Annotated in this window: 11 protein-coding genes; all 11 read left to right on the top strand. The window is 34.5% G+C overall.

Annotation, left to right across the window (positions count from 1 at the left end):
* Nucleotides 1–53: 53 nt before the first annotated feature.
* The 11 genes from DFQ06_RS04980 (at nucleotide 54) to DFQ06_RS04930 (ending at nucleotide 20,630) form a co-directional block, all read left to right on the top strand.
* On the top strand, nucleotides 54–1,697 hold the full coding sequence (locus DFQ06_RS04980; protein ID WP_133966380.1) for a GH39 family glycosyl hydrolase: 1,644 nt from the start codon (nucleotides 54–56) through the stop codon (nucleotides 1,695–1,697).
* Nucleotides 1,698–2,099: 402 nt separating this feature from the next.
* Nucleotides 2,100–5,057 carry a SusC/RagA family TonB-linked outer membrane protein gene (locus DFQ06_RS04975; RefSeq protein WP_235833486.1) on the top strand — a complete coding sequence of 986 codons (2,958 nt, stop codon included), beginning with the start codon at nucleotides 2,100–2,102 and terminating at the stop codon, nucleotides 5,055–5,057.
* A 14-nt stretch (nucleotides 5,058–5,071) separates the two neighbouring features.
* Complete coding sequence (locus DFQ06_RS04970; protein WP_133966379.1) at nucleotides 5,072–6,664, top strand: RagB/SusD family nutrient uptake outer membrane protein; 1,593 nt, start codon at nucleotides 5,072–5,074, stop codon at nucleotides 6,662–6,664.
* Nucleotides 6,665–6,893: 229 nt separating this feature from the next.
* The gene (locus DFQ06_RS04965) at nucleotides 6,894–9,050 is read left to right on the top strand and encodes a beta-xylosidase (protein WP_133966378.1); all 2,157 of its coding nucleotides are present in this window, start codon (nucleotides 6,894–6,896) and stop codon (nucleotides 9,048–9,050) included.
* Nucleotides 9,051–9,097: 47 nt separating this feature from the next.
* Nucleotides 9,098–9,946, top strand: coding sequence for a hypothetical protein (locus tag DFQ06_RS04960; RefSeq protein WP_206672749.1), 849 nt, complete (start codon nucleotides 9,098–9,100; stop codon nucleotides 9,944–9,946).
* Nucleotides 9,947–9,985: 39 nt separating this feature from the next.
* Complete coding sequence (locus DFQ06_RS04955) at nucleotides 9,986–10,687, top strand: 3-keto-disaccharide hydrolase (RefSeq protein WP_133966376.1); 702 nt, start codon at nucleotides 9,986–9,988, stop codon at nucleotides 10,685–10,687.
* A gap of 67 nt (nucleotides 10,688–10,754) precedes the next feature.
* A complete protein-coding gene (locus DFQ06_RS04950; RefSeq protein ID WP_133966374.1) occupies nucleotides 10,755–11,990 on the top strand; it encodes an alginate lyase family protein in 1,236 nt (411 codons plus the stop codon).
* A gap of 11 nt (nucleotides 11,991–12,001) precedes the next feature.
* Nucleotides 12,002–12,316 (top strand): L-rhamnose mutarotase, encoded by a 315-nt coding sequence (gene rhaM / locus DFQ06_RS04945; RefSeq protein WP_133966372.1) that lies wholly within the window; start codon nucleotides 12,002–12,004, stop codon nucleotides 12,314–12,316.
* Nucleotides 12,317–12,453: 137 nt separating this feature from the next.
* A complete protein-coding gene (locus DFQ06_RS04940) occupies nucleotides 12,454–14,901 on the top strand; it encodes a BNR-4 repeat-containing protein (RefSeq protein ID WP_133966370.1) in 2,448 nt (815 codons plus the stop codon).
* A gap of 171 nt (nucleotides 14,902–15,072) precedes the next feature.
* On the top strand, nucleotides 15,073–17,853 hold the full coding sequence (locus DFQ06_RS04935) for an alpha-L-rhamnosidase (protein WP_133966369.1): 2,781 nt from the start codon (nucleotides 15,073–15,075) through the stop codon (nucleotides 17,851–17,853).
* Nucleotides 17,853–20,630 carry a family 78 glycoside hydrolase catalytic domain gene (locus DFQ06_RS04930; protein ID WP_235833485.1) on the top strand — a complete coding sequence of 926 codons (2,778 nt, stop codon included), beginning with the start codon at nucleotides 17,853–17,855 and terminating at the stop codon, nucleotides 20,628–20,630. Before DFQ06_RS04935 ends, DFQ06_RS04930 begins: the two co-directional genes overlap by 1 nt.
* The last annotated feature ends 1 nt before the right edge of the window (nucleotide 20,631 follow it).

Raw genomic sequence — 20,631 nt, 5'->3', positions numbered from 1 at the left:
AATCTGTTATTTATTTTTATAGAATAATTGCATAGTATTCCAAAAACTAAATAATGATGACTATAAAAAGAAATAATATTCTATTTATAATTTTTTTGCTTTGTATTTTTCAGTTTTCTTGCTCTAAGGCTGAAGATATAGAGGAAGTTGTAGAAGAACCTGAAGAAATAGAAGAACCTACTATAAATCCCGATAAAACAGTCTCTATAAATACAGGTGCCGTAGTTGGGGAATTTTATAATTTTTGGTCTACTCGACCTATGATAAACCAAAATCGATTTTCAAGTTCAAATTTTAGAGCGGCCATTGAAGAGATAAAGCCTTATGTTAAGAGTTATAATTTAGTAAGAGTATTAGGGGGGAGAACCGATAACTTAAATACATTTTATAAAGGTGTTGACGATCAAGGAAAAATTATTACCGATTTTAGTGGCCTTATAAGTAGTATGCAGGGGTTTATGCAAACGGGTTTTAAACCTAGAATTGTATTGGATAATGTTCCTTGGGCTATGAATGCCGTGAAGGAAGTGAATACCTATGGAAATACAAATCCACCAGACGACTATGATTTGTGGAGGCAATACATTAATAATTTCTTACAAACTTTAATAACGGAGTTTGGTTACAATGAGGTAAAAACTTGGCGTTTTAGAGTCGCTACAGAACCTAATTATGCACCACAACATTGGAACGGTACCAAAGAAGACTTTTTTAAGCACTACGATATTACAGTAGATGAAGTTTTAAAAGTGATTCCTGAAGCAATTATTGGCCCAGGGAATAACTTAACAGAAGGGGTAGCTACATTCACTACAGAAATTATAGACCACTGTGCAAATGGAACAAATTATGCTACCGGAGAAAAAGGAACGCAAATGGATTTTTTCTGTATTTCCTATTATGAAAAAATAGACGAAAATACGGTACGACTTCCTAATACTGTTGAGAAATACAGAGCCAAACTTGATAGTTATCCGCAGTTTAGGGATATTCCTTTTGATATTCAAGAGTTTGGAGTTTTGCGTGATGAAAATGGTAAAAGAGGACTTAGCTTAAGTGATGCCACAGAATTGGGGGCTAGTTGGTATGCAAGGATTGCCGATTTGGCTTACGATTATAAAATTTCTGAAATATATGATTGGGGACAAGAAGTAGAGGGTACTACCTTACCAGAAGGAAGAAGGAATGTTACCGAAATGTTTTTAAAGATGGAAGGCGGAAATAGAATAGAATCCATTGATAATATTAATGACCATGCTGGTGTAATACCAGTCACTAAAGGCAATATAATATATTTATTAGTTTACAACCATAACACTAGTAGAAATAGTACTTCAACTAGAACAGTATATCCTCAACTAGAAGGTGGCCTAATTAGTGGAGGCTCAAGTTGGAAAATGAATACCTGGACGGTAGATAAAACTCATGGTGTTTTTATGCACGAACTTTATAAAGATGTTAGAGCTGCTGGAGTAGGAGAAAAAAACAGTGGGCGTATATATGGGAATAGGCCATCCGATCGTTTTGAAGACGGATGGACTAATGTGTTAAATGCCAACTTAGCAAAATATACACAATTGGCTCAACTACCACAAACCATCAAAGATTCAATTGTAAGAAAGAAGGATGGTAAAATTACTTTAAAAGTTGATTTGGAATCTCATAGTGTCAAATTAATAGAACTTATTCCTCAATAAAATGAATATTAAAATTACAACAAATCTCATTGTTTAAAGGAAATGAAAATTACTTCATATTGTTTTAAAACTTGTCGTTGGAGTAGAGTAAAGTTTTCATTGATATACTTTCATAAAAGGGTTTAATTAAGTTTAAACCCTTCACTTTTTTATAAATGTACTTCCTTAAAGCGTTATTTGTTTTTTTGCACAAAAAGAGGGGTTTATTTAAGAGGTTAAAGTTTTAAAATAAAGATAAGTTGTAAGCATGACAAAACAGGACAGTTAAGTATTTAGCACTTTCTATATTTATAAATATTAAACTAATAAACTAACTATATGAATCTAAAAATTAATTTCAAAACCCTTTTTGGGTATCGAAAAACTTGGTTGTCTGCAATCTTAATATTGTCTTGCATAACCATGACAAACGCTCAAACAGTATCTGGTACTGTAAAAGCAGACGGAGAACCACTACCTGGAGCCACCGTTATTGTTAAAGGAACATCCAAAGGAACAACGACTGATTTTGATGGGAACTTCACTGTAGATGCAAATGCTCAAACCGTTCTAGCCATCTCTTATGTAGGGTATTCAACTCAAGAAATTTTGGTGGGGAATCAAAATCAAATTAATGTAACATTAGAGCAAGATAACAAGTTAGATGAGGTGGTTGTTATTGGTTATGGAACACAGCGTAAATCAGATTTAACAGGGTCGGTTTCATCTGTAAGTTCAGAAGATTTAACTGCAGTTCCCGTATCTAGGGTCGATCAAGCCTTGCAAGGTCGAGCTTCTGGTGTTCAGGTTACACAAACTAGTGGTGCTCCTGGCGCAGGCACTGTTATTAGAGTAAGGGGAGGTAACTCTATTACGGGTAGTAATGAGCCGCTTTGGGTTATCGATGGTATTGTTGTTGGAACAAATTTCAACTTAAATAATATTAATAGTAATGACATTAAATCTATTGAGATTTTAAAAGATGCATCTTCCATTGCTATATATGGTTCTAGAGGAGCAAATGGTGTTGTTTTGGTTAGTACTAAAAATGGTGCTGGGGCAGGTTCAGGAAAACCTGAAATAAGTGTAAATCTCTATACAAGTACGCAATTAGTGCCCGAATTACCAGATATGCTTTCTCAAGCAGAACAAATTGCTTTTACAAATGAAAGTGCACGATTTAGATCGGCAGCAGAACCTTTTCCAAACGATCCATCAAGCTATCCTGATAATGATTGGTTTGATTTGCTTTTAGACCCATCTCCAATTTATAATGCCGATGTATCTATTTCTGGAGCAACAGATAATTTAAATTATTATACCTCTTTAAACTATTTCAATCAAGATGGACTAGTAAAAAGTACGGGTATCGAAAAATATATTTTCAGATCTAACTTAGATTATAAACTTAGTGATAAAGTAAAAGCAGGATTTAGAGTTAACTATTCAAGGATTGAACAAGATAATGGGAATGCAAACTTTGGTAATGCTTTTGCAACGCTTAGAACACAGCCTATTTATAATGACGATGGAACATTTAATGGTTTTGATGAGGTGGTAGGTTCGCCTTGGTCAAACCCGATAGCCAATATAGCTTTAAATACAAACGAAACATTTTCTAATAATTTGTTAGCATCGTTATATTTAGAATATAAGCCAGCTCCAAATTGGGTTATTCGATCAACATTTAGTCCGGAGTTTAATAACACAAAACAAAACAGGTTTACATCTAGCCAAAGTCCTCATTTACTTGTTGTAAATGACTTAGGCAGTGCAAGTGTAAGAACTGTTGCAAGTAGCGGGTGGAATAATGAAAACACCATTCAATACCAATCTGATTTTGGGGAGAATCATAGTGTAACGGCACTTGCTGGAGCATCTTTTCAAAAAGTGTCTACAGAAATAGCCGAGGCAGAAGCTTTTGGTATTACTAGTGATGCTACTGGTTTTAATAATCTAGGCTTTTCCGATCCTACACGAAGCGTAGTAAGTAGTGATTTTACAGGATTTCAAATTGCTTCTTTTTTCGGAAGGTTAAACTATGCCTATAAAGACAAATATCTTTTAACTTTAGTGGGAAGAACGGATGGTAGTTCGGTTTTTGCTGAAGGGAATAAATATGAATTTTACCCTTCAATTGCAGGAGCTTGGAAAATAACAGAAGAATCATTCATGGAAGACCAAGATGTATTTCAAGATTTAAAGCTAAGAGCTAGTTATGGTAAATCTGGTAATCAAGCCATTGATCCTTATAGAACAAAGGGGGTCTTAGTTGAAGCTAATACAACACTTAATGGTGAAGAAAAACCGGGTTTAACATTAGGTAGACCTTCAAACCCTAATTTAATATGGGAAACTACAAATGCCTTAGACATCGCTTTAGAAGCATCTCTTTTTGGGGGTAAAATTTTTACAGAGCTAAATTATTATTATAAAAAAACGAATGATTTATTGTTAGACGTTACTATACCAAGACAAACAGGGTTTACAAGTCAGTTACAAAATGTAGGGTCATTGGAGAATAAGGGATGGGAATTTCTTGTGAATTCAACAAACATTAGTAATACCAATTTCAATTGGAATTCTACTTTAACAGTATCATCTAACAAAAACAAAATTTTAGACCTTGGCGGTGCAGATTTTATAGATTTAACAGTCGATGCTATTTTGGGCTCTGGTAATACGCGATTAATAGTGGGAGAGTCTGTGCCTGTTTTCACAGGGGTACCCTTTTTAGGAACTTGGAAAAGTCAAGATGAAATTGATGCTTCAGGTTTAACAGACCCGCAAGTTGTTGGAGGATCTAAATTTGAAGATGTTAATGGCGATCATATTATTTCTAATGAAGATGCTGTTGTGTTGGGGAGTCCGCTTCCTGATTTTATCTTTGGATTTGAAAACTCATTTTCTTATAAAAACTGGGATTTTTCATTCTATTTTCAAGGAACCGTAGGTAACGAAGTGTATAATTTAAGAACACGAAATCATTACTTTAATAGAGGTGAAACTACTAAGTTTGCTGAGTTAGCGGATCGATGGACTCTAGATAATCCTACGTCTAATATTCCAAGAGCTGGTGCCGATTCGGTTACGGGAACACCTCCAAATTCAGAATATGTCGAAGATGGGTCGTATTTACGTCTTAAAACTTTAAGATTAGCATATAATTTACCTGTTGATAAAATGGGATTGAACGGATTTAAAAATGCTACCATTTATTTTTCAGGGAGTAATTTATTGTTGTTTTCTAACTTTAGATTAATTGATCCTGAGGCCAGTAATTTTGGAAGAAGTGGCCTAGGTAATATTGCACAAGGTTATAATGACGGTTCATATCCTAACCCAAGAGTTTTAACACTTGGATTAAACGTAACATTTTAAAAATAAACACACAGATGAAAACAAAATATATATATTTATACGTTGCCATTACAATTGCTTTTTTTAGTTGTGAGAGTTTCCTAGAGGAAGATCCTAAAGCAGTAATAGCACCCGAAACATTTTTTGCTTCAGAAAATGATGCAAGACAAGCTATGAATGGTGTTTATGGAATTTTAAAGAATAATTCTATTTACGGCCAAGTTGGCTTAGATGTTTTTTATGATAATGGAGCAGATATTATAGAACCCAATCGTGCGGCAAATATTTTTGAGCCTATTGGGAATTATTCTATGAATGAAGCCATTGCCGATGTATCTGTACAAAAAATGAGTGTATCAGATACTTGGAAAGATTTATATAGGGTTATTAATAATGTAAATATTGTTATTGATAGGGTTACCGATAATGAAGCTATAACACCAGCCTCGCAATTGGATATTATTGCAGATGCAAGATTTGTAAGAGCGCTATCTTATTGGCATATAACAAACCTTTGGGGAGATGCACCGTATTACACAGAAGCTCTAGAAATAGATGAAGTTAAAGTTTTAGGAAGAACAGATGAAGCTATTATTATAAGTGGTGTTTTAGACGATTTACAATTTGCTCAAGCCAACTTGCAAGATGCTTATACCGGAGATAATAGTGGTAGAGCCTCTAAATGGGCTGCTGCTATAATTGAAGCAAAAATTTTAATGCAACAAGAACAATGGCAATTAGGATTAGATAAATGTATTGAGATTATTAATCAATCACCACATGCTTTGTTATCTAATTATGCAGATGTATTTGATCCAAAAAACGAATATAATTCAGAAATTATTTGGTCTTTAGACTTTGCTAAAGATATAAGAGGTCAATTTGAAGAAGGAACAGTAAGGGACGATGGTTCTTTACCTGCTGTTTTTGGTAATGGAAACTGGAGGCCAAGTATGTTTAGTCCGCGATTAAGAGATGAGCCTGCTAATAATGATGATAGTGATGCTTTAAAAGCAGCTTTAGCCGCAAATAACGAAGCGTTTAACGGAACGGGGTTGCAGGTGGCATCTAAAGATTTTGCGGAAAAGTTTCCTGCGAATGATTTAAGAAGAGCATTAAACATTCAAGATACTTACGCAGGTATTCAATTAAACTTTCCTTATATGTCTAAATTTTGGAATTTAGATGTGAACGATTCACCGCGATTTAATCACTCGGATAATAGATTAGTATTTCGTTTAGCAGATGTACATTTAATGGCTGCAGAGTGTGAAAACGAGCGTCCTGGAGGAAGTCCTATAGTAGCTTATAGTTACATAAAGGATTTAAGAGAACGTGCTTATACAAGTATAGTTGATGCCGAGATTATAAAAGGGCTTAGTCAACAAGCGTTTAGAGAAGCTATATACGATGAGCGTAAGTGGGAGTTAGCAGGAGAAGCTCACAGACGTTACGATTTAATTAGGTGGGGCATACTGTTCGATGTTGTAGAAAATTTAGAATACAGATTTTGGGACCCTTCTGCCAATATAAAATCATGGCATGTAAAATTGCCAATACCATTACAAGAACTGCAAACCAATCCAAATTTATTGCAGTCAGACCCAACTAATAATGGCTACAGATAAGAGTGTTTTTTAGTTTGTTACCTTTATTAAGGTCGAAATAATTGTATTTCGGCCTTAATGTTTTGTTTAAATAGTTATCCTCAAACTATTGCTGGAGATTTTTATAGTGTTTTGGTTATTCACGCAATACCAAGCTTAAATTTAAAACAGATAACAGTAAAGGAGCTTCTAATTACACGTACAAAATGTTCCAGGAATTTGAAATTTTTAATAACTAAATATATTATTGATGAAAAAAATATGGTTAACAGCTCTATTGTTAGCAACATTGCTTACTAGCGAAGCACAAAACAATAAATCTGTAGAATCTAGATTAGATACAGAAATAAATGAACAAGTAGCTAAATTAATTAGCCAAATGATGTTAGAGGAAAAAATTGCTGAAATGACGCAAGATGCTCCGGCAAATGATAGATTGGGTATCCCTTTTATGAAATTTGGAGAAGGCTTACATGGACTTTGGTACCATGGCGTAACGGTGTATCCTCAAGCTATTGCGGCAGGTTCAACATGGGAGCCAAAATTAGTTAAAAAAATGGCTGAACAAACAGCCTTAGAAGCACGTGCTTTAAACATTACACATATTTATTCACCTAATTTAGATGTTATTTCAGGAGACCCTAGATATGGCAGGGTAGAAGAATCATACGGAGAAGATCCTTATTTAGTATCAAGAATGGGCGTTGCATTTATTCAAGGTATGCAAGGTATGGGGAAAGAACAATTTGATAAAAACCATGTGGTAGCAACAGCGAAACACTTTGTGGGATATCCCGAAAATAGAAGAGGAATTAATGGTGGTTTTAGCGATATGTCGGAGCGCCGATTAAGAGAGGTTTTTTTACCTCCGTTTGAAGCCGCGGTAAAAGAGGGGGATATAGCCTGTATTATGCCAGGGCATCAGGATTTTAATGGCGTACCGTGCCATATGAATAGTTGGTTGTTAAATGATGTTTTAAGAGGAGAACTAGGATTTGACGGGTTTATAGTATCGGATAATAATGATGTGGGGAGATTACAAACCATGCATTACATAACAGAAACTAGAGCAGAAGCTGCTTTGTTGGGGTTAAAAGCAGGCGTGGATATGGATTTAGTTTTAGGTAAACCGTTAGACTTATATACTTATCATGCTACAGTTTTAAAGGATACCATCCAGAAAAATCCGGAATTAGTAAAATATATTGATAAAGCAACCTCTAGAATACTTAAAGCAAAATATAAATTAGGATTGTTTGATTCTAAATCAAAAGAAGTAAAAACAGATACTATAGTTAGCAAAAAGGAACATCAGGAATTTGCTTATGAAATGGCGAAAAAGGCGATTATTTTACTAAAAAATGATAATAACCTATTGCCTTTAGATAAATCTAAAATAAAGTCTTTGGCCATTATTGGCCCTAATGCTACTGAATTACAGCCTAAAAAAGGCACCTATTCATTATTAGGAGGGTATTCTGGACTGCCACCTTATTATGTTTCTGTACTAGATGGTATTAAAAATAAGGTGGGAAAGGAGATAAAGATAAACTACGCAAAAGGCTGTGATTTATTAGGCGAATCTACACAAGGGATTTCTGAAGCCGTAGCGGCAGCCGAAAATTCAGATGCTGTAGTACTCGTGGTTGGAGGTTCTAGGCGGACAGCAGGAGAAGGTGTAGATCGTGAAAGTCTGGAATTATATGGGGTACAGAATGATTTGGTGGAAGCTATTCATAAAACAGGAAAACCTGTAATTGTAGTTTTAATAAATGGCCGTCCATTATCTATTAATTATATAGCTGAAAATGTGCCTTCAATTTTAGAAACATGGTATTTAGGAATGCGTTCAGGAGACGCGATTGCAGATGCTCTGTTTGGTGATGTAAATCCTGGAGGGAAATTAACGGTTTCTTTTCCTCGTTCGGTAGGTCAAATTCCTGTAACGTATTTAGAACGACCAGATTTTATTGGGTCTGGTAAAGGGCTATATAAAAATGCTGTTAAAACACCATTATTTCCATTTGGTTATGGGTTAAGTTATACAGCGTTTAATTACAGTAAACCAAAATTGGAAAAAGAAACCATTAATATGGACGGATTTACTACGGTATCGGTGGAGGTAACTAACACGGGACAAAGAACCGGAGATGAGGTTGTGCAAATGTATGTGCGCGACGATTATGCTTCTGTAGGCCGTTACCTTAAAATGTTAAAAGGGTTTAAGCGTATTACCTTAAAGCCAGGAGAAACTAAAACTGTTAGTTTTAAACTTGGTTTTGACGAATTAAATATTTTAAACCAAGACCTGAAAAAAGTTGTGGAACCTGGAACTTTTACTATTTCTGTAGGAGCTTCTTCTAAAGTTGAAGATTTAAAAACGATTACCCTAAAGGTTAAATCATAATTTAAAAAATAAGTTACAGTACATTTTTAAAACAGATATTTATAGATATGGACAAATTAGTTTTAATGGTATTTGCCATTTTAGTTGTGGGTTCGGTAACAGCACAAACCGTAATTAATGCGCCCAGCGGAAGAGTAGCTATAGTGGCAGATGGCAATTCACCAGATCCAGACGATTTGGGAGGTACAGCCGTTTCCATAGCTTTGCTTAAAGCAACAGGCCTAGAAAATAGGTTGGTACACTATTCCCACAGTTGCGATTTGGTAAGAGTAGATAGAATTTCAGAAGCAGCAGAATACGAAAGGCACGCCATGATGCAAACGGCCTGCGATGGAACTGCACGGCGATGGGGAGGTTTTGATCATTTAACCTTTTTTGATGCCAAGTGGCAATTGGACGAAACTATTAAAGATTTAAGTAATGCTATAAATGCTTCTTCAGAAAAGGACCCACTTTGGATTATTGAAGCAGGCGAGCCTGATATTATAGGCTTTGCATTGGAGGCTTCGCTAAAAGAGAAGCTCCAATTCGTGAAAGTGATAACGCATCATCCTGCAAATGACGATGCTGGTGATTTTTATAAATGGCAGGATATTTTAGATTTTGGTATTGAAGAAGTTCGTATATCTGATCAAAATATCAATTTAAAAGTGGATCAATCTCAATGGAATTGGGCTATGAACCATCCCGATCATCGCATTCAGTTTGTTTGGCTTATGGGGAAAATGGCAGAAATAGATAATGTGGTGAAGTTTCAAAAAGGAAAATGGGATTGTTCGGATGCCGGTATGGTGCTATATTGGATAACAGGGGCTAATGTAAATAAGGGATTGCAGCAAGGTTCTGTAGCGGTTGTTAAAACCTTGTTAGAAGGGGGGATTTCAAAAAAAAACTAAATAAAAATCACATCAAGTATTCACGAGAAAAATTAGACAATGATAAAAAATAAGTTGGTATTAATTGCCGTATTGGTTTTTACGTTAAATGTAATTGCCCAAGATAATACTCAAATAAAAAAAGTACAACTATTAAATAATGATAAAGAGCCTCAATTAAATAGCGGGGAATTTATAGCTTTATTTAATGGGAAGAATTTAGATGGCTGGGAATCTAAACAGGGAACTATGAAATTTGAAGTAAAGAATAGTGAGATTGTAGGAACTTGTAGCGAGGGACCGAGTACTTTTTTATGTACAGAAAAAGAGTATGTAGATTTTATTTTTACTTGTGAAACAAAATGGGAAGTAGATGGTAATACAGGAGTTCAAGTCCGTTCCATAATTCAAAAGGATTCAAATCGAAATACAGTTATTGGTCCCCAGGTAGAAATGGAGGATTTAGCAAAAAAAGGGCGCGGTTGGTCTGGAGGGATTTATGGTCAGAATTGTGGAGGATGGTTTTACCCTTTAAAAGCTCCTGAACACGAAATTCATAAAAATGTTATAGATAGAAGTACCTGGAATCGTGTAACGGTAAAAGTAAAAGGAAATGTATTTAAAACTTGGATAAATGGAGTTCCGGCAGCACATTGGATAGATAAAAATAATGAATACCCAAAAGGATTTATTGGACTGCAAGTTCATGGTGGTAAACAAGGGGTTATTCATTGGAGAAACCTTAAAATTAAGGAGCTTTAATAAAAAAACATTTCAAAGTTTAAATAGTTTGTTTTTTCATATGTAATTAATAAAAAGATTTTAAAATATGAGTCGTACTATGTTTAAAACAGTGGTTTTATCACTCTTAATGGGGGTAACGGTTTCTGGTAATTGTAATATACAAGCTAAACCGGATGAAAATAAAAATGGGTTTAAAGACAGTTTGTCGCTTTTAGACTGTAGTAAATTAGAGGCTGTTAAAAATAAGTTAGAAGCCCCAGAGTATGCTAATGTGTATAGCGATTTGGTAAAAAGTGCTAATAAGCAATTAGAAGATAAAGCCTTATCAGTGGTTCAAAAAACACAAATACCACCAAGTGGAGATAAACATGATTATATATCGTATGGTCCTTATTGGTGGCCAAATCCAGATAAACTAGATGGATTGCCGTGGATAAGGAAAGATGGACAGATAAATCCGCTTACGCGTGAAGGAAATACAGATTTTGAAAGCAAAAATGTTATGTTTGGAAATATTACTAACCTGTCTTTGGCTTATTTTTTTTCAGATGAAGAAAAATATGGGAAAAAGGCTTTAGAGTTTCTTAAAGTATGGTTTGTAAACAATGAAACAAAAATGAACCCTAATTTAAATTTTGCTCAAGGTATTCCAGGGATAAATACAGGGCGAGGTATTGGGATTATTGAGTTTGCAGGAGTAACAAATATTATAACGGCTATAGAGATTTTAGAGTTAAAAAATACAATAGACAAGGAAACAAGTAAACAATTAAGGCTTTGGTTTACAAAATACCTTTATTGGTTACAAACTAGCGAAAATGGCATTTTTGAGAAAAACACCAAAAACAATCATGGGGTATGGTATGATGTTCAGGAGGTAAGTATACTTATGTTTTTAAATAAAAATGAAGAGGCTAAAGCTGTACTTGAAACCGTTAAAACTAAGCGTATAGCAACACAAATAGAACCAAATGGAAGTCAGCCACACGAATTAGCACGAACAAAAGCACTTTCGTATAGTACCATGAATTTAAGAGGGTTTACACAATTGGCATACTTCGGAAAAAGATTAGGGGTCGATTTATGGAACTATCAAGCAAAAAACGGCGCTAGTATAAAAAAAGCCTTTGAGTTTTTAAAACCTTATGCCTTAGAAGAAAAAAAATGGGAACATCAACAAATAAGTAGTGTTAAAAAAGCACTCCAAGGTCTAAATAGTTTGTTTTTAATGGCCGGAAGTCAATTTAATGTTGGTGAATACTGTGCCATAGGAAAACCTAAAGATGGTGTTTATTCTAACCTATTATATCACTGTAACTAAATATATTTTTTATGCAAAGATTAGCTTTTAGAATGAAATTGAATGAAGGTCAGAAAGAGGCCTATAAAGAACGTCATGATAAGTTGTGGCCAGAGTTAAAACAATTGTTAAAAGAGAATGGAGTGAGTGATTATTCTATATTTTTAGACGAAGAAACCAATATGCTTTTCGCTTTTCAAAAGGTTTCGGGCAATGGAGGCTCTCAAGATTTATCCAAAAACGACATAGTAAAAAAATGGTGGGATTTTATGGCAGATATTATGGAGGTACATCCCGATAATTCTCCTGTTTCTGTTCCTTTAGAGGAATTGTTTTATATGGAATAGTAAGCTTAGGCTATCAAGAAGTTAACGGCTTTAGTTATCTTATTCATAATTTAAATTACACCCCTACAAAGCAGTATAGATATGTTCTAGTCTCTAATTAAATTTATAGACTAAAATAAACTAAATAAATACTTATAATGCTTTATAATGAAAAAAAATACTTAGTAAATATTGTTAGTTATAAACCTGTACAAATATTTATAATACTCCTATACACATTTATTTCACAGGCACAGGTTGTATTCGAAAATGAAATTAAAATAACCGATTTAGGTTTGCATTTCGATGGAAGTCAAGTAACAACTAGTGCTACAAATACAGGAGATGCCGCACCCTATGATTTTTATTTTGGAAGAAATATTTCAGCTCATGGCGACTGTATTACAACGTATAATGAGTATGTTTTCATGACGTGGTACAGAGGCGGGAAAGCAGACCGCCATGTTATGTTAACCCGTTACAACACCAATACAGGAACCATGGCGACCATAGAGTTTCCGCATCGCCATACGGGGTATCAAAATAAATGGTGGATTGGAGAATCTCATAACACTATTGCTATAGGAGTAAGCCCTTTAAATGGAACAATCCATTTATTGTACGATATGCATTCTTATGACAATTCAAGACCTTCAGATGGTAGTTTAAGTGACGATTATTTTAGATATTCCTATTCCATAGCCAATGCTGCTGCATTACCTGATGTAGACTTCACATTAGATAAGTTTGTACAAAATACTAGCGGTGGATATAAACATTTAAGTCTTAATGGTGGAGTAGATTATAACAATTTTTCGGCACTTACGTATCCTAAGTTTTTCTTGAACAATTCGGGAGATTTATTTATGTACATGAGAGAGGGCGGAAATAATAATGGAGCATATAAATTTTCTAAATATAATGCAAGTACATCCACATGGTCTAGTTTTACCCATTTTAACGTGTTAAACGCAAAGAATCAACCAGGAATAACCTACAATTGGGGGCTTTATGGCGATATAAAATATGTTAACGGTAAAATGCGTATCGGTTTTCAGCGAAGATCTCAAGATAATAACGATAAGTACATATATCAAAATGGGGTGTATTATGCGTACTCCGATGATCAAAATGGCTTTACAGGCTGGAAGAACCACCAAGGACAAAGTTTCAGTTTACCATTATATGATGCCGATTTTATCAAAGTAATGGAGCCTGGAGATTATGTGCAAGGTACCAATGCAAATTCAATAAATATTGTTCAAGATTTTGATTGGACTGTTACCGAAAATGGGGATGTTCATATTATAAGCAGGGTAAAAGACAATCAATATAATATTACAAAATATTTACACACCTATAAACCTGCTGGAGCAACAGATTTTATAACCTCGGAAGATTTCTCGGGAGCAGAAGCTATTTATACTGCAGGGGACGATATCTTTATCATTGGATTAACTGGAGGTAGAGTTTATGTAGAAAAGGCACAAGGCGGTACCAATAATTTTACACGGGTCTATCAGGCTATTTCTGGTAAAACCTTCGATCATGGGCAAGTGTATATCGCTAATGGTAAATTGTATTATTATTTGATGGAAAACAGCTCAGGCAATGCTCAACCACTATATCTTCAAGTGATAGATTTAGGAATTGTATTAGAACCTTTTAGGGTAACTATAACATCTCCGTCAAACGACGAAACTTTTGATATTGGAGAAACGGTTCAAATTTCTGCTAATGCTACCGATGAAAATGGAAGTATTTCAAAAGTAGAATTTAGAGTTAATGGCGTCTCTTTGGATGAAGATACTACAAGTCCATACACTGTTAATTGGGCTCCCGAGACCGAGGGAACTTATACCGTTCAAGCTATAGCTTACAATACAAGTAATAAAACGGTGTCTTCTCCCGCAATTACTGTTCATTTTCAAGTTAATGATCCAACAGATTTAACAGGTAGTATTTACAGATTGAAAAATTTTGTAACCGAACAGTATTTAGATTCTGAAGGTGCCGATGTTGTTGCTAGTGTATCCAGTAATGGTACCGATAAAGAATGGGAGTTTGTTAAGGCAGGAGATTATTATAATATTGAAAGTAAAACAGATCGCGGTATCCTGAGGGCTGCAGGTAATCCAGTTGGCGATATTATAAATACAGCATTTTCTGCACCTCGTGAAGATTCTGATAAACAATGGACTATTATTTATGAAAACGATGGCGCGTATCGTTTTAAAACCCGAAATGGGAATAGATATTTGTACCACAATGCCAACGGGATTATTGAACACTCTGAAAATACAGACGATAGGAGTAAATGGATTATAGAGGCTGCAACGCTAAACATAGATGATAAAGTACTTAAATCATCATCATTAAAAGTGTATCCTAACCCAGCTCGTAATAAATTTATACTCGTTTTATCAGGTTTTAATAGCGCAACAGTAACTATTTATGATATTTTGGGAAAGCCTGTTTATAAAAGTTCAACAAATAGTAATCGTTTAGAGATAGAAAACCAGGGCAGGTTTAAAAAAGGTGTTTATTTTATTGAAGTTTTGGATGTGTACCAAAGGATAAACCGAACAAAACTTGTAGTGAAATAATTTTATAATAAAGGTATGTATTAATTCTTTTTTTTAATAGCTTCTCATGAAACGAGATAAAGCAGGACAGTTTTTATATAAAAAATAAACATCTTAGCTTTTTAAGCTTTATCTGTTTTTTGGAGTTGTGAATAGCTTAAGATAATCGTGTTTTTAACCTAAATATTATATATGAAGTTAGAGTATTTTTTCGTTTTAGTCATTAGTTCCATAATAAGTTTTTGTTCGTTTTCATGTGAAAAAAAAAATGTTGAGGCTCCGTATGCTCTAACCATTTCTGAAGGATTTATAAATCCAATTGGGTTTTATGATAGTAGGCCCACTTTGTCTTGGAAATTACCAGTTTCAGAACAAGTTAAGTCACAAACGGCTTATCAGGTAGTTTTAGCATCTTCAGAAGAACTATTGCCAAATAATCCAGATTTATGGGATTCCAATAAACAAGATAGTGAACAAGTTAGTTTTGTAAAATATCAAGGTAAAGTATTAGAATCTAGACAAAAAGTGTATTGGCAAGTGCGCTATTGGAATGAGAATGGCAAGGTATCGGAGTGGAGTGAAGCAAACACTTTTGAATTAGGTTTATTGCATAATATAGATTGGAAAGCAAAATGGACCGGTCTAGATACTGCTAAAGATAGTATCAAAGGTGTGCGAAAGTTTTTAATGCATAAACCTCAGTATTTAAGAAAAGGTTTTACATTACCTAACCATGTAAAATCTGCTAGATTATATATTACTGCTAAGGGCATTTTTGATGTGCATTTAAATGGTAAAAATGTTAGTGATGATGTGATGCCTCCGGGTTGGACACCGTATAATCACCGTATAGAAACCTTGACATACAACGTTACTGATTTTTTAGAAATAGGTAAAAATGTTATAGCAGTAGAGCTGGCTACTGGATGGCATTCAGGAAGAATTAGTAGAGGCAAAGCGCTTTACGATAATTTTGCATCTCCAAAAGTATTATGTCAGTTAGAAATAACCTTAAAAGACGGTTCAAAACAAACTATTTTATCAGACGAAAGTTGGAAAGGTACAACCAATGGGCCAATTAGATTAGCTGGTATTTATGATGGAGAAACTTACAATGCTAATTTTGAAATCCCCAATTGGTCAACTTCAAATTTTGATGATGTGTCATGGCAAAATGTAGAAGTTGAACCTATTTCCGATGATGTTCAACTAGAGCCTAAACGTCACACTACAGTAAAAAACAAAACAATTATCAAAGATGTAGAGATTGTTTCAGTAAAGGAAAATTCGGTAATATTCAACTTAAAGCAAAACATGGTAGGCATTCCAAATGTTAAAGTGCCAATGAAAAAAGGAGATACTTTAACAATTCGTTTTTCTGAAATGTTGTTGAATGATGGAACATTTTATACCACAAATTACCGTTCAGCACAATCAACCGATTATTATATCGCAGCTGCGGATGGTATTATAGAATACAAACCAAAATTTACATTCCACGGATTTCAGTTTGTAGAATTAAGCGGATTTGATAAAGAGGCAAAGCCCGAGACAACTTGGGTTGAAGGAATCGTGCAACATTCAGATTTTGAAAAAAATGGAACATTTACTTCATCGCACCATAAATTAAATCAACTGCAAAGTAATATAACATGGGGGCTACGAGATAACTTTTTCGATGTTCCAACAGATTGTCCGCAACGTGATGAGCGTTTAGGGTGGACTGGAGATGCACAAGTAATTTCTCCAACGGCTATGTTTAATTATAATACACATGCTTTTTGGACAGCCTGGTTGCAAAGTATGAGGGAAACTCAGTCTGAACATAACAATGGTTTAATTCCTTTCATAATTCCAGATGTACTACAAAATAATAATGGAAGTTCGGGTTGGGGAGATGCAGGTGTTATTATCCCTTGGGATATTTATAATATCACAGGAGATATAAGCGTACTTGAAGAAAATTACGATATGTCCAAAAAGTGGGTTAGCTATTATCAATCTAAGGCTGAAAATTATATTCCCAATATGTACTCTTTTGCCGATTGGTTGCAACCCTATCCAGAAAAAACAGGTAAAATAGGAAATAGAGGCGATACACCCAAAGAGTTGATTAATACAGCTTATTTTGCACATTCGGCCCATTTAGTCTCCAAAATGGCTCGAGTTTTGGGAAAAACAGAAGAAGAGAAAATATACAAAAAGTTATATAAAGAAGTGGCTAATGCTTTTGAAAACACCTTTTTTGATAACGGAAAGTTTACAGGCAAAAAACAAACACAAACAAGTTATTTATTAGCAATCTATTTTGATTTACTAAAACCAGAAACTAAAGTAAAAGCACAAAAACAGTTGCTTGAGGAGATAAAAAATGCCAATAACCACTTAGGAACTGGTTTTTTGGGAACACCACTATTGCCAAAGGTACTTGATGATATGGGAGAAATAGATTTGATGTATAAAATTCTATTTAAAGAAACATATCCATCTTGGTTTTACTCTATTAATCAAGGTGCAACTACTATGTGGGAACGTTGGAATAGTTTCAGTAAAGCAGAAGGGTACAATCCGCAAAGTATGAATAGTTTAAACCATTATGCTTATGGTGCCGTTGGACAATGGATGTATGAGCGTATTGCTGGCATTGCATCTTTAGAGCCGGGTTATAAAAAAATAAGAATTGCTCCCATACCTAATACTGATTTTTTAAATTCTGCTTCTGCAAGTTTAAATACACCATACGGAAAAGCTTCTTCTTCATGGAAAATTGAAAATAAAACGTTTCAATTGGAAGTTGTGGTTGCTCCAAATACATCAGCAGAAGTTCATATACCATATGGAAGTATTGAAAATCTATATGTAAACGGAAATCTTTTTAAAGCTACTTCAAATATAAAATTAATACATAGCGATAAAGAATTTTTCGTGATTTCAGTAAATTCAGGAACCTATAAATTTCAAACTAAACTTTAATGAATACAAACATGTTTAAATATCTTTTTTCTGCAATGTGTTGCTTTATTTTATTTTTTCAAGTATCATGTAAAGAACCACAAACTCTAGGAAGTCCTAAAAATTTAACGGTTTCAGAAGGTTTTGAAAACCCTTTAGGATTTTACAATAGTAAGCCTAGTTTTTCATGGCAATTGCCAGTTTTGTACGAAGTGAAAAACCAAACCGCTTATCAAATAGTTGCAGCTACTAACCCAGAATTACTTCCAAACAATCCAGATGTATGGGACTCTAATAAACAAGAGTCTAGACAATCCACTTGGATTAATTATCAAGGAAAAGCACTAAAGTCGAGACAAAAAGTATATTGGCAAGTTAAATATTGGAACCAAGATGATATAGCTTCAGAATGGAGTGAAATTAAAAACTTTGAATTAGGCCTATTAGGTAATAGTGAATGGCATGCAAAATGGATAGGTCTAGACACTAAAAAAGAAAAGATTTTAGGGAGTCAAGAAAATATAATTCATAGAGTACAATATTTAAGAAAAGGTTTCGAATTGTCTGCTGAGGTGGCTTCTGCAAGATTATATATTACAGCAAAGGGCGTGTTTGATGTGGCTATAAACGGAGAAGATGTGAGTGATGATGTGATGCCTCCTGGATACACACCATACAAAGCACGTTTAGAGACTATAACGTACGATGTAACTGGTTTAATCGTGTCGGGACAAAATACAATTGGAGTAGAACTGGCTGCCGGGTGGCACTCAGGGAGATTAGGTTGGAAGAAATCTCTATGGATTGATACAGAATCCCCAAAGGTGTTGTGCCAGTTAGAACTAACAATGAAAGATGGTTCAAAACAAATGATTCTTTCTGATGAAGGTTGGGAAGGAACTACAAACGGACCAATTAGAATTTCTGAAATTTATGATGGTGAAACTTACGATGCTAATTTGGAAATGAGTGGTTGGGCTACTAATAATTTTAATGATAAAAAATGGGAATCTGTAGAGGCGTTTCCTGTTTCTAACGATATACGCTTAGAGCCTAAAAGACATACCACCGTTAAAACTAAAATTGAATTAGCCACCAAAGAGATAATTGAAAAAGATGGAGCTGTTATTTTCGATTTAAAACAAAATATGGTAGGAGTTCCATTGTTGAAAGTTCCGATGAAAAAAGAACAAACATTAAAAGTTCGATTTGCAGAAATGTTGTCGCCAGATGGTACTTTCTACACGGAGAATTACAGAAGTGCCCAGTCTACAAATTATTATACAGCATCAAAAGATGGCGTTGTAGAATGGATGCCAAAATTTACATTTCATGGATTTCGGTATGTGGAATTAAGCGGATTTGATACTTCAAAAACACCTTCAAAAAACTGGGTTACAGGGTTAGTGCAATATTCGGATTTTGAACAAAACGGAACATTTGCATCGTCTCATGAAAAATTAAACCAACTTCAAAACAATATTGTTTGGGGCTTACGTGGCAATTTTTTTGATATTCCAACCGATTGCCCACAACGTGATGAACGTATGGGGTGGACCGGAGACGCTCAAGTTTTTGGGCCTACATCAATGTTTAATGCCGATGTTTATAAATTTTGGGCAAGTTGGTTGCAAAGTGTACGAGAATCTCAATATGATAATGGCGGAATTCCTTGGGTAGTGCCAGATGTTCTACTTAACAATAAAGTAAGTGCCGGATGGGGCGATGTATGTACCATTATTCCTTGGAAAATTTACTTTAGAACAGGAGATAAAAAAATCTTAGAAGAAAACTTTGAAACCATGAAAAGATGGGTAGCCTATCATGAAACAAGGTCTAAAGATTATATTTCTTCTATGGATGGTTTTGCCGATTGGTTACAGCCGCTTCCTGCAAATGGCAATAATAAAGGAGATACATCCCACAGTTTAATTGGTACTGCTTTTTTTGCACATTCAGCAAATTTAACAGCAAAAACGGCGAAAGCTTTAGGTAAAACAGATGCCTTTAAAAAGTATAATACTTTGTACAAAAATGTATCAAAGGCTTTTGAAACTGAGTTTTTTGATGAAAATGGAAAAGTAAAAGAAGGTACAGCAACTCAAACTTCTTATTTATTAGGCTTGGCTTTTGGTTTAATCTCTGAAGATAATAAAGCTAAAGCAAAAAAGTATCTTATAGAAAAAATAACAGAAGCCGACAATCATTTAAGAACAGGTTTTTTAGGAACTCCTTTATTGTCTGAAGTTTTAGATGAAACTGGAGAAATAGATTTGATGTATAAACTATTATTCAATGAAACCTATCCATCATGGTTTTATTCTATCAATCAAGGTGCTACAACTATTTGGGAACGTTGGAATAGTTATAGCAAAACAGACGGATTTAATCCGCAAAAAATGAATAGTTTAAACCATTATGCTTACGGAGCAATTGGAGAATGGATGTACGAGCGTATAGCAGGTATTGCACCTTTAGAACCAGGCTATAAAACCATTAGAATAGCACCAGTTCCGGGAGAACCGTTAACTTCAGCCTCAGCTAACTTAAACACACCTTACGGGGAGGTGGCATCTGCTTGGGAGATAAAGGATAAGGGCTTTTTCTTAAATGTTACTGTGCCACCAAATACTAAAGCCGTAATAGAAATTCAAGCAAATACATCTCAAGAAATTTTTGTTAATGGTGAGGTATTTAAAGAAAGTGAAAATCTTAAATTAATAGAGAAAGGAACAAGCGTTTTCAAGCTATCTGCACAATCTGGTTCTTATAATTTTCAAACAACAATTAAAGAATAAA

This window comes from Algibacter lectus (assembly GCF_004368925.1).
In the GTDB taxonomy this organism is placed as follows: domain Bacteria; phylum Bacteroidota; class Bacteroidia; order Flavobacteriales; family Flavobacteriaceae; genus Algibacter; species Algibacter lectus.
This window is presented reverse-complemented; position numbering and strand designations above follow the sequence as displayed.